Origin of the sequence: Corynebacterium drakensteinense (genome assembly GCF_041224285.1) — a bacterium.
Taxonomy (GTDB): Bacteria; Actinomycetota; Actinomycetes; order Mycobacteriales; family Mycobacteriaceae; genus Corynebacterium.
Genome location: NZ_JAXOFP010000010.1, coordinates 38,155 through 52,105 on the forward strand (window position 1 = coordinate 38,155; position 13,951 = coordinate 52,105).

Consider the following 13,951-nt stretch of genomic DNA (forward strand, 5'->3'; position numbering starts at 1 on the left):
TTGTCAGCCGACTCAATCTTGAGGGCTAAGCCGTTTTGAGCAACTGTCAGCCGTTACAGATCCGCAGGGCTTGCGAGGGTGCCTTTAATCGCGGTAGCAGCGGCAACAGCTGGTGATACCAGGTGTGTGCGACCACCCGGGCCTTGGCGGCCTTCGAAATTGCGGTTCGACGTCGAGGCAGAGCGCTCGCCCGGACGCAGCTGGTCAGGGTTCATGCCCAAGCACATCGAACAACCTGCGGTGCGCCATTCTGCACCGAAGTCGATGAAAATCTTGTCCAAGCCTTCTTCTTCGGCCTGTTGTTTCACCCACGCCGAGGACGGTACCACCATCATGCGGGTATCGGCAGCGAGCTTGTGCCCACGAACCACCTCGGCAGCCGCGCGCAGATCTTCGATGCGCGCATTGGTGCACGAGCCTAAGAACACGGTATCGATCTTGATATCGCGCAACGGGGTGCCCGGTTGCAGATCCATGTAGGCCAGGGCCTTTTCCGTGGCGGCTTTATCACCGTCGTCGGTGCAGTCTTCCGGATCCGGCACCGTGGAATCCAGCGGCAGGCCTTGACCAGGGTTGGTGCCCCAGGTAACGAACGGGCGCAGTGCGGAACCGTCAATCTCGACAACGGTATCGAATTCTGCACCTTCGTCCGTCGGCAAGGTCTTCCAGTATTCAACAGCTTCGTCGAAGTTTTCCGGGGCGAATTCGCGACCGCGCACATAATCAAAGGTTTTTTGATCGGGTGCAACCATGCCTGCACGAGCGCCTGCTTCAATGGACATGTTGCAGATGGTCATGCGGGCTTCCATCGACAGCTTTTCAATGGCCTCGCCGCGGTATTCAATGATGTGGCCTTGTCCACCACCGGTGCCGATTTTCGCGATGATCGCCAAAATCAGGTCTTTCGCGGTCACACCCGGCTGCAGTTCGCCACTGACCTCAATGGCCATGGTTTTGAATGGCTTTAACGACAGTGTTTGCGTCGCCATCACGTGTTCTACCTCAGAGGTACCAATGCCCATCGCGATCGAACCAAAGGCACCGTGGGTGGAGGTATGCGAGTCACCGCATACGATAGTCATGCCTGGTTGGGTAATACCCAGCTGCGGGCCGACGGTGTGGACGATCCCCTGCTGCTTATCACCCATAGAGTGCAGGCGAATACCGAATTCTTCGCAGTTTTTACGCAAGGTACCGACCTGCGTGCGCGAGGTCAGTTCTTTGATTTCCAGCAGGTTGCCCCGCGTAATGCCCTCGGTCGGCACGTTGTGGTCTTCGGTGGCAAGGTGCAGCTCCGGGTGCCGCATGCTGCGACCGTGCATGCGCAGTCCGTCGAAAGCCTGCGGGCTGGTGACTTCGTGCAAGAGCTGAAAGTCAATGTAGATCAGGTCTGGCTTGCCGTCTTCTCCCTTGACGACGACGTGATCGCGCCATACTTTTTCGGCGAGAGTGAGTTTTTCTGTCATGGTTTCCACCTCACTTGTTATCCCACATGTTAGGAAGATAGTATCATGGTATGGGACGGTATAGCGAAATCTCGGGAATTAAGGTGCTAGATCGCGCAGTTGCGATCATGAAAGCCACCGCGAGCACCCCAATGAACCTCTCCGAGCTGTGCGATACCACCGGCATACCACGCGCCACCGCGCACCGTATCGCCAGCGCACTGGAGATGCATCAGATCCTCGCACGCCGCGTCGACGGCCGCTGGGGCGCAGGACCGGAACTTCCCGGCTCGCAAGACAAACTCGTGCGCACCGCGACTCCATATATGGAATCACTAATGGACGCTACTGGCGAATCAGTGCAACTTTATCAACGCCGTGGCGACGTGCGCGTGTGTATCGCCGCCTGCGAGCCGCCGTCTGGCCTGCACAATGTGGTGCCGGTGGGTTCGCGTCTGACGTTAAGCTCTGGCTCTGCTGCCCGGGTGTTGCTTGCCGACGCCGCCACGAGCGAACGCGATCGCATTCTGGAAACTGCCTCTTTTACGCTTTCCGACGTCACCACCGCAACCACTCGTGGTTGGTCGGATTCCATCGGCGAGCGTGAACCAGGGCTGGCAAGCATTTCTGCCCCAGTGTTCGATGCGAGCAACTCGGTAGTCGCTGCCTTGTCTATCTCAGGTCCGATTGAGCGCATGCAACCTAGCCCGAGCGAATGTTATGCAGACGTCATTCAAAAAACCGCGCAAGAATTGAGTGCGCAGCTCTAATCTCAGAAAACCTCCGTGCGCATGGTTTAAAATCCTTTTATGAGTTCTGCGCCTGTATCCCGCCCACGTCTTCTTACTAGTGCGGCAGCTGTGCTCGCCAGCGGTGTGCTCCTGGCTGGATGTTCGCCTGCCTCGACGATTTCGGAAAACCTGGTTGGCGCCGACTCCACGACAACGCGAACTTCCACCGTCGCCGAAACCGCAGGCCCAGGCGCGGATGCGGGCGAGGATTCTACTGGCACTGGTTCTGCAGACGCAGACTCCACCAGCACAAACGGCTCGAGCTCGTCGACAAGCTCGTCGAATAACCGTGCAGCAGAACCAACGCGTTCTCCCGGCAGCGACTCGGACAGCCGAGCGTCGACAAGCGATAACGCCGCGGAAGAACGCGTGTGGAATGAGCTCAAGAGCTATTTTTCTAGGCTGAAAGTCGGTGACCAGATCCGCCTGGACGGCATAAACCTGGAGATTTGCACCTACGGAAACGGTCCCGGAATGACTATTTCCGGAATTGATGTAGACAAAGGCACAACCTCGTGCGAATTTGCGACGGTCGTTGCGCAGACACTGGCAGCCGGCGCAAGCCCCGATCTGCCGGTGCATGACACGTTGCCGCGCACCGTCAGCGCCACCTCACCTGTCACCGGCGACAGCTATGACATGCGGTGCACGACCGACGAAACCAAAATCATTCGCTGCACCGGTGGCAACAACGCAGAAGTCATCATCCGTTAGCGTGGCTTAATCGTGGTCGCATCCGGTAATGCATCATGCAGCTGGAAGTTGTCTCGCGCAGCTGGAATCCAAGGCTGTCATTGACATGCGAAACCCCCGTAGCCTTGCTCGCTACGGGGGGGGGTGAAATGCTGCAGTACAGCGACCTAGAAATTAGTCGTTGACGTAGAAGGACTGCTTGTTCACGAACTCATCAAGCGCCAGCACGGAAAGCTCACGACCGAAGCCGGAGTTCTTCACGCCACCGAATGGCAGCACTGGCGTCATGGCCTGTGGCAGGTTGACGTGGATCATGCCGGACTCGATCTTGTCGGCAACCTTCTTGGCACGTTCTTTGTCTTCCGAGAAGACTGCGCCGCCCAAGCCGTAGTTCGAGTTGTTAGCCAGCTCGATGGCTTCTTCTTCCGAGTTCACGGAGTAGATCTCAGCAACTGGGCCGAAGAATTCGTCGTAGTAGGAATCGGAACCAACCGGTACATCCGTCAGCACAGCTGGGCTGTAGTACGCAGCGGACTCGTGCAGTTCGCCGCCGGTGTGCAGCTTGGCACCTTCTTGCACCGCACGCTGTACCTGGTCGTTAAGCTTCTCCGCAGCATCGCGGGAAGACAGTGGGTAGAACTCGCCCTCGTTCGGGTTGAGTGGGTCACCAGGCTTGTAGGATTCTGCGATACGCACCATCTCGTCAACGAACTCGTCGTAAATATCGTCCATGACGATGATGCGCTTGTTCGAGGTGCACGCCTGACCAGTGTTGTCGATGCGCTTTTCCCAAGCGACCTTTGCTGCGTCCTTGACATCGTTCGTATCCAGCACGATGTATGGGTCAGTACCACCCAGCTCAAGCACGCACTTCTTCAGTGCTTTACCTGCCTGCGCAGCGACTGCAGCACCTGCGCGCTCGGAACCAGTTAGGGAAACGCCCTGAATGCGCTTATCAGCGATGATCGTGGAGATCTGGTCGTGATTAGCATAAACGTTGTTGAAAACGCCTTCTGGTAGACCAGCCTCGAGGAAGATCTCCTCGAAAACTGCCGACGACTTCGGGCAGATCTCGGCGTGCTTCAAAATAATGCCGTTGCCGTTCATCAAGTTCGGGCCAGCGAAGCGGGCAACCTGGTAGTAAGGGTAGTTCCACGGCATGATGCCCAGCAGAACACCGAGTGGCAAACGACGCATCACTGCCTTACCGCCAGGAACCTCGATGGGCATATCAGCGGAGTACTCTTCTGCACGATCCGCGTAAAACGCCAGAATATTGGCGGAGAATTCAATCTCGCCTTCCAGCTCTGGGATCTGCTTACCCATTTCTTCTGCAGCGATCTTTGCTAGCTCGGTTTTACGCTCACGCAGCAAATCCGCAGCCTTGTTAACAATCTTGGCGCGCTCTGCGAAAGTGCTGTTGCGCCAAGTCTGGAATGCCTCATGAGCCTTGCTCAAAACATCCTGGATTTCCTGGTCTGTCGCCGTATCAAATGATTCGACGACCTCGTTCGTGGCCGGGTTTTGTACGCGATATGGAATGGACATGATAAAAAAACTTCCTTTGGAAAATCGGAGAGTTGTTTGCAGTTAATGTTCAGTTTGGTCCGAGGCTACCGAACACCATGTGATTTTCACACCATGCGAAATATTCAGGGCATAACACGCAGATTTTGGCGTTCGTAGCTGCTACCATTATGCAGCTTCTTTGACGACGACGCCGTCGTCCTGTTTCAGATACGCTGCTTCCGGATCGAGAATATCCTTGATCACCTGCTCGTTTCTTGCAATTTCCTCCTCCAAAGCTTCCGGATTCTTACGCAACAGATCGAATCTTTCGGCCACAGTTGGTGTCGAAAACTCGAGAATCTGTTGCATTGGTTGGCGCGCAATTCCGTACTGCTCCGCGACCTCATCACCGTGAATTATGTTCACGTGCGCGCGAGTCCATTGCGCGAGAGAGTCCGTCGGCAAGCCAGTGATTTGCTCAGCATTGACGACGAAACCGTCCAGCAAGGCGTCGACAAGCGCCTGCGAGTGCTCATTGGGTTCGCCGTCGACGAAGTGCACCGCGTCCAGCAAATGTTGCGAGGATGCGATATCGTCTTGGCCTTCCAGCAAAGCCTCTGGAACGCCCACCATGCGGCCGGCGACCTTCCACAGGTAGTAGATGTCTTGCTGTTCTTGCTGCGTCAACGTGTAGCCCATGTTTTGCAGGCCACGGTACGGGATGGTGGTGAAATCGAACCAGGTGCGCAGCATGTCGAATTCGTTGATGGGCGCTCCCCAATCGCTGTAATCGAATCCGCGAGAGGTGTGCACCCGACGCACGTGAGCGTGCATCGCGCGGACCATACCGGTGTGGAAGAAGCCTTCCCCGCCCGGCTGCAATCCGCCCGGCAGATAGAGCGAATACGTCCAGTTCGTGGTGTAAGCCAAGCGCTTGACGGCACCATCGGTGAGCTCACCAGAATTAACCAATAAATTCGCGATCGCGGGCGTCGAGTAGGTGTGCACCAATGAGCCAGGACCAAGGGCCAAACCATGCGAAAGCACAGGGATGGAGAGATAGACGCGCCGTCCACGTTCCAGGCGCTCGGCATCCAAGCCTTCGAGGGCGAGTTTCATGTCGTCGACAAGCGCGGCGACTTCTGGGAACGTGTTTTCCGTGGCATTACCTGCTTGCAGTGCTTCGCGCAGGTTCGGCATGATCTCGCGCACCGAGTGCCCGCTGGTAAACAGCGCGTCGGCAATCGGGTCGGCATTCCAGAAAGCTTCTTGGAATTGCTTGGCGAGTTTCGCGCCGAACTTGTCGACGAAGGCCTGGCGATCGTTGCGCATCACCGGCCAGCGGTCACGGTTGTTGTATGGCTCAGTCATGAGAAGGGCTCCTTAGAAAGGCTGAAGGGCTAGCGTTGCGCTTCGGCGGATGTATCGTGCAGGGAATAATCGGCCTTGATGTCCAGGTTGTTTTTCTCGAGGTGTTTTTGCACCAGCTCGAAGTTGTCCCACCACGGTGGCCGCCCGTCCTGGGCACGCTTCTGTTTTCGCTTCGCAGCGCCCGGAAGCGCATCTTTCGCACGGTAGACGGCCGCCTCAGCACGTGCCTTGGCGGCATAGGCCGCGGCAATGGGTTTCAGTGTGGCGTTTTCCCACTTGGTGTCTTTGACCATGAAGCGCACGTCGTCTTCGCCAATAATGAGCGTGAGCGCGCCAAGCACGATATACGGAATCTTTTTATCGATTTCTTCCAAAACGTTCATCAACGCGGTGGCGATCTGCACGCGATAATCACTCGACATACCGCCGTTGGCGTAAATGTAATCGGTCATCTTACGCATTTCATCGCCGGTTTTCGGGATGATGCGATCTTCGGCTCCCATGACGTAGAGGACATAGGCCCAATACATCGCGACGTCATCCCATTCTTGCCCGGAGTGTGGACGACCGAAGAACTCATCAATAGCCAACGGCATCAGCGCGAACCAGCCTTCGCCGGAGACCAAAAAGCTCGACCCGATCGGCCGACCAAAGGTGTTGTAGTGGTCCTTGCCCCACAAGCGTTCCAGACCACGGTTAGCTTGCGCATGGGCAACGCGCACGCGCACGGCTGCTTTGAAGCCGTCGCTATACCGGTCGAAGACCCCGTTGCGGCCCAAGTCGACGAAGAATTGCACGGTTTCTTTAACCCGCTGCATTGCTTTGTTTTCGAACATGCCGGTTTGCCCAGTTGCCGCCGACGTGCGATCTTCCATTGCCGTGGCCCAATACGCGAAAGCGATGGACAAAAGCTCTGCTGAGGGAGTCACGTTGTAGTAGGCGACGCGACCGCGCTCGGCTGCCTCGAGGTCCAACCAGTCCGGCAAATGATCGACGTGGTTGAAGAATTCAACCAACTCTGGTTCCGGATCATTCAGGGTTTCAATTCCCTGGTTTAACGCCGTTTCGAAATCAGCGCGTCCCTTTTTCGCGCCCACTCGTTTGAACATTTCCGCGAGTGCATTACCTTGCTCGTCGGTTTGCCACATGTGATCATCCAGCAACCTCGTCTGTAGCGAGTCGTAGGTCCACTCGTCGCGGACGTAGTGCCACTTGTCGAAGATGTTGTGGCGCAGCGTCGACCAGGACGGTTTCGGGGTCCGGCGTTCTGGTGCCGGACGCAGTGGCATACCGTCGCGATAGAAATACCGGTAGTCTTCGTACGGATTTTCCGACCGTGTCAGGATTTCCAGTCCCCCAACTGTCTGCACAGCTTGGGTAGTGTTCTGGCCATCGTTTTGTTTAATGGTTGGGCTGGACATTGTGATCTCCTCTCAGAAATTTATGTCCTTAGTTACATTGAGATCAGTATATAACTTGAATCACACAAAACTATATTGATTTGAAGTGAAAAACTTGTTATTTGGCTGGGTTGAACAGTTGCACTGACGTACTTGTGCAACTGCTACAGAAGCGTGTGGAAAACAGTTGTGTGAAGCTCGCAGCCGCCGACGGCTGAGCCCTGGCTTGGGCTGCTGTCGTTTCTTATCGCGGCGGCCCCTCCGCGCTAATCGTCGGATTTACAGCGACGCAAGACGAGCTTATCGCCATTCGCCCGCGACACACAGGTGGCAATGCGTCCGGCTTGATGTTGCTCTGCGCTAAAAACTGAATCGCGATGGTCGGGCTCGCCTTCGACCACCATCATCTGGCAGGTACCACAGGTTCCTTCTTCGCACGAGGTATACACCGGTACGTCATGATCATCCAAGACTTCGGCAATGGTTTCGCGAGCACCAATGGTGAACTGCTGGCCTTCGATTTCTACGTCGAAGGGTTCGTCACCTTCCTGGTGGGCAGATGTCCGCGGATGGAAGTTTTCGTTATGAATCCGGGTATCCGGCACAAATTCCCGCGCAACGGCACGAGCAGAATCCATAAAACCTACCGGCCCACACATGTAGACGTGCACACCGTGGAATCGAGCAGGATCTTGCTTGCCCAGCACTTTGCGCGCCGTTCGCTTAAGTAGGCCTCCGCTGCGTTGTTCTGGTTCCGGACCAGCAATAACTTCGCGAATCATCGCTGTGTGGTCCGCTCTTCGGTTTTCACCGAAGACGAATTCCACGTTGTCCGGGCACATCTGTTTGAGCTCGTCTGCCAGCGCAGCTTCTTCTGCCGACTTCGCAACATACAGCACCTGAAAGTCCGCACCTTTGTCGTGGAGTCGACGCGCATGCTCGAAAATCGGAGTGATACCGACCCCAGCCGCCAGCAGTACATGGCGCTGCGCTCCCCTAATCACTGGGAAATTATTGCGAGGCTCAGAAATCTCGAGACTTGCGCCTACTTCCAGTTCATGAGCGGCAATGGATCCACCACGTGAGTCGGGCTCACGTTTCACCGCTATGCGGTAGCGATCGTGGTCCACATCAGAGGGCAGCCGGTACAGAGAGAATTGCCGCATATAGCCACCGGGTAAGTGCACATCGATGTGCGCACCCGAGCTGAAATCCGGCAACGTTGTCTCGCGTTCCGGCTCCAAGGTGAATGCTTTGATCGTCGAGGTACACTGCGTGATCTCGGATACACGAACATTCATGGTTTCCACCCTCTCACAACACCGATTAACCTTCGAGGAGCTTTGCGACGTAGCCGGTGTTGAAATCTCCCGAACGGAATTTATCGCTATCCAACAGCATCGCCTGGAATGGCGCGGTGGTCACCACACCTTCTGTAACGAGCTCGTCGATAGATCGCAGCATCCGCGCGATCGCTTCATCCCGGTCTTCTGCCCAGACGATCAACTTACCCACCATCGAGTCATAGAACGGCGGAATCGTGTATCCGCTTTCAATGTGAGTATCCATGCGAACACCGAATCCACCCGGAGTGCGGAACTGCGTGATCTTCCCGGGACGTGGCGCAAAGTTCTCGTTCGGATCTTCGGCGTTAATACGGCACTCGATCGAATGGCCTTTGATCTGCACATCTTCCTGGGTAATGCTCAGAGGCAGGCCAGAAGCAATGCGCAACTGTTCTTTGATCAAGTCGACTCCGGTGACCATCTCGGTCACTGGGTGTTCGACCTGAATACGGGTATTCATCTCGATGAAGTAGTACTTGTCTTCGGTGTTATCAAAAACAAATTCCACAGTACCGGCGTTTTTGTAACCGACTTCTTTACACAGATTGATCGCTGCCTGTTCTAGGCCGGCACGCAATTCTGCATCGATTGCAGGTGATGGGGCTTCTTCGATCAGCTTTTGATTACGGCGCTGCGAGGTACAGTCTCGCTCACCCAGTGCGACGGCATTTTCACCGTCGGCAAGCACCTGGATCTCGATGTGGCGAATATCTGTCAGATAACGTTCGATATACACCGACGGGTCGTTGAACGCCGTTTCTGCCTCGGACATGATTTCATCCAAGTCTTTCGCGAGCGTTTCTTCCGATTCCACCACGCGCATACCACGGCCGCCACCACCGGCGGCGGCTTTGATCAACAGTGGAAATCCGGCCTCTTTAGCAATTTTGAATGCTTCATCTGCATCACTAACCAGACCGTCAGAACCAGGCACCGTAGGTACGCCGGCTTTGCGCGCAACCTTTTTCGCCGCAATCTTGTCACCCATCAAGCGGATGTGGTCGGCCTTCGGCCCGACAAAACCAATTTCTTCTTCCTCGACCATGTCGACGAAATCAGCCTTTTCAGACAAGAAGCCATATCCCGGGTGAATCGCGTCTGCACCGAAAGCCATTGCCGCTGACATGATCAGTTCAGGGTTGTTGTAGCTTTTCGCCGCGTTCGCTGGCCCAATGCAGACTGCTTGATCTGCGAGTTTGACCGGCAAAGAATCTTTGTCGCCTTCGGAATATGCCAGGATCGATTTGATTCCGAGCTCCCGGCAAGCGCGAATAATCCGCAGTGCGATCTCGCCGCGGTTAGCGATTAACACGCTGTTTAGTAATTTGCTCATTAGGAACAGACCTCGCAGGTTACTTCGGTTCGATGACCATCAATGGCTGGCCGTGCTCGACAGCGTCTTCATTGCTGACAAGGATTTCTTTCACGGTTCCCGCAACCTTGGATTCGATGTTGTTCATCAGCTTCATCACTTCGACGATGCACAGTACTTGGCCTTCTTCCACCTCGTCGCCGACTTCGACGAATGCTGGCGCACCTGGTTTTGGCGCTGCATAGAAGGTTCCCACCATCGGAGATTTCACGGTTTCTCCGCTACTTTGTCCGGCATCGCCGGCAGAAGCCTGTGGAGCAGGCTCTTCCGCTGGTTTCTGCTCGGCAGCCTCGGCAGGGGCAGCAGGCTTTTCGGCTGACGCTTCTGCCGATGGTGCTGGCTGGGATGGAGCTTGTGCCGGTGCCGCCGGGGCTTGGGCCGCAGGAGCGGTGTTGAGTCCACCCGGGGTGCGTGACATGGCGATCTGAATATCGCCGTAACTTACGGAGAGTTCTTCGATGTCCTCGTTGAGGTTGACCCACTTCAGCAGGGACTTAAGTTCGTTGAGGCTGGTGTTGTCAGTCATGGCGTGAATTACTTCGCTTTCTTTGTCAGGTTGATGTCGAGTTCTGGCGCAGAAATGTGGAATTGTCCAGAATCTGCGGAATCATAGATGGCCTTGATCAAAGCGGTCAGTGCTCCGGCTGCTTCTACATCGCCACCCGTGCCTTCGGCTACGGCTTTCTTCATCGCATCGACTTGGCCGCCGGCAAACATCGCTCGCAGCAAGATCGTGTCGAGGTCTTCATCTGGGTGACGCTCTTTCAGCCCAGGAAGCATTGGTTCCAGTTCTGGGCGCTGTTCAGAAATCTCCGAAGAACCGTTGGCCAGAATCTTTTCTCGCGCACTTGGTTCGATCGGCGCGAGTAGCTCGCCGTAGTATTCCAAGGCGTATTTCTTGACCTCATTTGGGACAACGCTATAACGCTCTCCCGACATAACATTCATCACGGCCTGCGTGCCGACAAACTGTGCAAATGGCGTGATCATAATCGGGTATGCGAGCTCTTCGCGCACCCGAGCGGTCTCGTAGAGCAGTTCTTCGAAACGGTCACCCAATCCGGCGGTCTCCAACTGCGACTGGAAGTTCGTGAGCATGCCGCCGGGCAGCTGGTGCATATAGTGCAACCCGCCGTAGGCGCGTGGCTCACCCAATGGCTTGTCTTCGTTCTCTGCAATTTCTTGCAGACGATTGCTCACACGCTCAAGGCGCTCGTCATCGATGTTGACCGTATAGCCCAGAGCACGCAAGTCACGAACCAGGCGCTGCGTTGATGGCTGGCCTGGACCATCCGACAACGGTTCCGTCGAGGTGTGGATCGCGTCGACACCAAGCTCGGCAGCGAAAAGATAAACCAGCGGCGACAATCCGGTGAGACTGTGAGTGTGAACTTCGAGAATGCGATCGCCGATGGCCTCACGAATCGCAGGAATAATGGTTTTGATACGATCTGGGGTCAACAACCCGCCGGCGTCTTTCAGCATGATGCGGTCGACATCGGCACGCTCGACGAGTTCTTTGGCCTTTTCGACGTAGAGCTCATCGGTGTGCACTGGCGAAAGACAGTACGACAAGCAACCGAAAGTCTCGGCGCCGAGTTCTTTGGCCAGCACCAAGCCGTCAACGATGTTGTCGATATCGTTCAGGCCATCGAAAGCACCGATAACCCGGAAGCCGTTGGCATACAGGCGTTCTACCCAGCCGCGGATGACGTCGTCAGGCAGAAAGTCAAACGAAGCTAGGTTCTTAGAACGGATCAGCGCACGGAACTTAGAGTTTGGTGCGGCCTCGTGAACTTTGCGTACGCGTTCCCACGGGTCTTGCTGCAAATAGCGAACCGAAACGTCGAATTGAATTGGAGCGACCAAATCGATGTGCTCAAAACCGGTTTGGTCAAGATCTTCGATCATCGACATGATGTGCTCGGTGGTCATGCGGGTTGCCCAGATGGACTGGTGAGCATCGCGCAGCGTGGTATCAACGATTTTGATTTCGCCACGGCACCCCTCTTCACGCCCACCGGCAGCCAGGATTTCTGCAATGGTCTCTGTGCTGAGTTCTTCGGGACTCAAACCATTCATATGTCCTCCTACGGAATATTTCTCTACTCGTGAATCACGCGAGTGAGAGGCCAACTACAAAACTCAATTTAGTGACGGGGTTCACTTATTTGATGTCTTCATGCTACCCAGCCCAGCGAAAAAACACCGCGCCAAAGAGCAGTAAAAAGCCAGCAAACTTTTTGTGCATACAAAACAAACACGCCTGTCATCGGCTAGTTTTAAATCGAAAAATCACCCCACGACAACCACCAGAACACAGACTCCACCCCACCCCTCCACCCCCATTTGGGGCGCCTAGTGAACGATCGTTCAATAAGCGAACACACGCAAGATTTTCATCCCACGAGAGAAAGAACACCGACGAAGGAAGTTAAACCTGCAGCTCAAAAGGATTTTTATGGCCCCGCAACCATGAACTGTGAACCGAAAAGCCCGAAAAACGGCAATTTTCGACGAATTTTCAAAGACGAACAGCGTGTTAGCTTTATAGGCGATTTAGATCACAATTCACCGTGACTATCACCATCGACACCGCCACAGTAGGAGGGGTAATGACGACAAAAGTTGCCAAAAATGACGGTGCCAGTAATGGCAGCGAGGAGCAGCACAAACCCGCAGATAGAAAGTCACTCGCTGCCAGCGTCGTGGGTCAGCTACTCGAATGGTTCGAGTGGAGCTCCTACGCCGTGTTCGCCCCCTTCATTGCCGCGGCGATGTTCGACCAAACAGACCCAGCCTCTGCCCTGCTCGCTACATTCGGCGTATTCGCGATTGGCTTTCTGGCACGCCCACTCGGCGGCATCGTATTCGGCATCATCGCCGATAAAAAAGGTCGCAAAAATGTCTTGATGACGACGATCATAATGATGGCAACGGCTTCCGTCGTCATCGGTATCATGCCGACCTATGAATCCATCGGTGTCTGGGCATCGCTGGGGCTGCTGTTCATCCGCGTGATCCAGGGCTTCGCCCATGGTGGAGAGTCCGCCACCGCAAACTCGTATATTCCCGAAATCGCACCGCCACACAAACGCGGTATGTGGGGCTCATTGGTCTACGCCGCGATTTTCGGTGGCTCGGTCATCGCTTACACGATCGGTGGCGTCATCACGACCGTCTTAACCGACGAACAAGTCGGCAGTTGGGGATGGCGCATTCCATTCTTGCTCGGTGCCGTTGCCGCTCTCATCGCCATGATTATGCGTCGCAGCATGCAAGAATCGGAGGCTTTCCAGGCGGTAGAAGAACCCACCGCCAAGCTGCCTTCTGCCGACGAAACCGCGAATAGCACGACCCGAATTGTCCATGACTCGGAAGGTGAGATCATCACGAAAGATCGCACCAAGCGTCCAGTATGGGTCTCGATTCTGCTGATCATCGGAATGGTCTCCGGCGTGACCGCATCGCACTACACGTGGTCGTCCTACATCTCGACGTATGCCATTTCGCAACAAGGAATGGCACCACAAGGTGCATACTGGGTCACCGTGGTCGCACAATCTCTCGCACTAATCGCCCTGCCGCTGTGGGGTAAATTGTCCGACAAGATTGGCCGCAAACCAGTCATCTATATCTTCGCTGTTGCTCTGGCCGCCACCCAGTTACCGATGATGAACATCATCAACGACCAGCCTGTGTCATTGCTGATTGCATCCGGTGTCTCGCTGATCGTAGTCGCCGCAGGTGGCGCCTTGCTGGCCCCAATCATGGCTGAGGTCTTCCCTACCGAACACCGCACCAAGGGCATCGGCTTAGCGTACTCGCTGTCGGTCGCCGTATTCGGTGGCAGTGCTCCATATGTTTTCCAATTGTTCGTTGCACACGATATGGCGTGGGCGTCCAGCCTCTACGTCATCGCAATGGCACTGCTGACGCTGATTAGCATGAAGCTGTTGCCAGAAACCAAGGGTGTAAACCTGCACCAGGTCTAAACCTCGGTCTAAACCTCCCTGGCTAGCCG

At 55.4% G+C, this 13,951-nt stretch carries 11 protein-coding genes; 3 read left to right on the forward strand and 8 right to left on the reverse strand.

Features of this window, described 5'->3' with window-relative positions; translation table 11 throughout:
• Nucleotides 1–53: 53 nt before the first annotated feature.
• Nucleotides 54–1,487, reverse strand: coding sequence for a 3-isopropylmalate dehydratase large subunit (gene leuC / locus U1140_RS07070; protein WP_369846895.1), 1,434 nt, complete (start codon nucleotides 1,485–1,487; stop codon nucleotides 54–56).
• Between the two features lie 29 nt (nucleotides 1,488–1,516).
• On the opposite strand from leuC, the gene U1140_RS07075 reads away from it, so the two are divergent.
• On the forward strand, nucleotides 1,517–2,215 hold the full coding sequence (locus U1140_RS07075; RefSeq protein ID WP_369846828.1) for an IclR family transcriptional regulator: 699 nt from the start codon (nucleotides 1,517–1,519) through the stop codon (nucleotides 2,213–2,215).
• A 39-nt stretch (nucleotides 2,216–2,254) separates the two neighbouring features.
• On the forward strand, nucleotides 2,255–2,950 hold the full coding sequence (locus tag U1140_RS07080) for a hypothetical protein (protein ID WP_369846829.1): 696 nt from the start codon (nucleotides 2,255–2,257) through the stop codon (nucleotides 2,948–2,950).
• Nucleotides 2,951–3,103: 153 nt separating this feature from the next.
• On the opposite strand, the gene U1140_RS07085 is transcribed toward U1140_RS07080, so the two are convergent.
• The 7 genes from U1140_RS07085 to U1140_RS07115 form a co-directional block, all read right to left on the reverse strand.
• Complete coding sequence (locus U1140_RS07085; protein WP_369846830.1) at nucleotides 3,104–4,477, reverse strand: NAD-dependent succinate-semialdehyde dehydrogenase; 1,374 nt, start codon at nucleotides 4,475–4,477, stop codon at nucleotides 3,104–3,106.
• Nucleotides 4,478–4,624: 147 nt separating this feature from the next.
• Nucleotides 4,625–5,809, reverse strand: a complete 1,185-nt coding sequence (locus tag U1140_RS07090; RefSeq protein WP_369846832.1) for an oxygenase MpaB family protein — start codon at nucleotides 5,807–5,809, stop codon at nucleotides 4,625–4,627.
• A gap of 29 nt (nucleotides 5,810–5,838) precedes the next feature.
• Nucleotides 5,839–7,230 (reverse strand): oxygenase MpaB family protein, encoded by a 1,392-nt coding sequence (locus U1140_RS07095; protein ID WP_369846833.1) that lies wholly within the window; start codon nucleotides 7,228–7,230, stop codon nucleotides 5,839–5,841.
• 245 nt (nucleotides 7,231–7,475) lie between these two features.
• A complete protein-coding gene (locus tag U1140_RS07100; RefSeq protein ID WP_369846834.1) occupies nucleotides 7,476–8,510 on the reverse strand; it encodes a PDR/VanB family oxidoreductase in 1,035 nt (344 codons plus the stop codon).
• A 25-nt stretch (nucleotides 8,511–8,535) separates the two neighbouring features.
• Nucleotides 8,536–9,888, reverse strand: a complete 1,353-nt coding sequence (gene accC / locus U1140_RS07105; RefSeq protein WP_369846835.1) for an acetyl-CoA carboxylase biotin carboxylase subunit — start codon at nucleotides 9,886–9,888, stop codon at nucleotides 8,536–8,538.
• Between the two features lie 19 nt (nucleotides 9,889–9,907).
• A complete protein-coding gene (gene accB, locus U1140_RS07110) occupies nucleotides 9,908–10,453 on the reverse strand; it encodes an acetyl-CoA carboxylase biotin carboxyl carrier protein (protein ID WP_369846836.1) in 546 nt (181 codons plus the stop codon).
• A gap of 8 nt (nucleotides 10,454–10,461) precedes the next feature.
• Nucleotides 10,462–12,009 carry a pyruvate carboxylase gene (locus U1140_RS07115; protein ID WP_369846837.1) on the reverse strand — a complete coding sequence of 516 codons (1,548 nt, stop codon included), beginning with the start codon at nucleotides 12,007–12,009 and terminating at the stop codon, nucleotides 10,462–10,464.
• 533 nt (nucleotides 12,010–12,542) lie between these two features.
• On the opposite strand from U1140_RS07115, the gene U1140_RS07120 reads away from it, so the two are divergent.
• A complete protein-coding gene (locus U1140_RS07120) occupies nucleotides 12,543–13,922 on the forward strand; it encodes an MFS transporter (protein ID WP_369846838.1) in 1,380 nt (459 codons plus the stop codon).
• The last annotated feature ends 29 nt before the right edge of the window (nucleotides 13,923–13,951 follow it).

What these genes read in the sequence shown, in the direction of transcription:
- U1140_RS07100 (WP_369846834.1), bottom strand. Translation starts at nt 8,510, where the DNA reads ATGAATGTTCGTGTATCCGAGATCACGCAGTGTACCTCGACGATCAAA.
- U1140_RS07120 (WP_369846838.1), top strand. Translation starts at nt 12,543, where the DNA reads ATGACGACAAAAGTTGCCAAAAATGACGGTGCCAGTAATGGCAGCGAG.
- U1140_RS07090 (WP_369846832.1), bottom strand. Translation starts at nt 5,809, where the DNA reads ATGACTGAGCCATACAACAACCGTGACCGCTGGCCGGTGATGCGCAAC.
- accB (WP_369846836.1), bottom strand. Translation starts at nt 10,453, where the DNA reads ATGACTGACAACACCAGCCTCAACGAACTTAAGTCCCTGCTGAAGTGG.
- U1140_RS07115 (WP_369846837.1), bottom strand. Translation starts at nt 12,009, where the DNA reads ATGAATGGTTTGAGTCCCGAAGAACTCAGCACAGAGACCATTGCAGAA.
- U1140_RS07075 (WP_369846828.1), top strand. Translation starts at nt 1,517, where the DNA reads ATGGGACGGTATAGCGAAATCTCGGGAATTAAGGTGCTAGATCGCGCA.
- accC (WP_369846835.1), bottom strand. Translation starts at nt 9,888, where the DNA reads ATGAGCAAATTACTAAACAGCGTGTTAATCGCTAACCGCGGCGAGATC.
- U1140_RS07085 (WP_369846830.1), bottom strand. Translation starts at nt 4,477, where the DNA reads ATGTCCATTCCATATCGCGTACAAAACCCGGCCACGAACGAGGTCGTC.
- U1140_RS07080 (WP_369846829.1), top strand. Translation starts at nt 2,255, where the DNA reads ATGAGTTCTGCGCCTGTATCCCGCCCACGTCTTCTTACTAGTGCGGCA.
- U1140_RS07095 (WP_369846833.1), bottom strand. Translation starts at nt 7,230, where the DNA reads ATGTCCAGCCCAACCATTAAACAAAACGATGGCCAGAACACTACCCAA.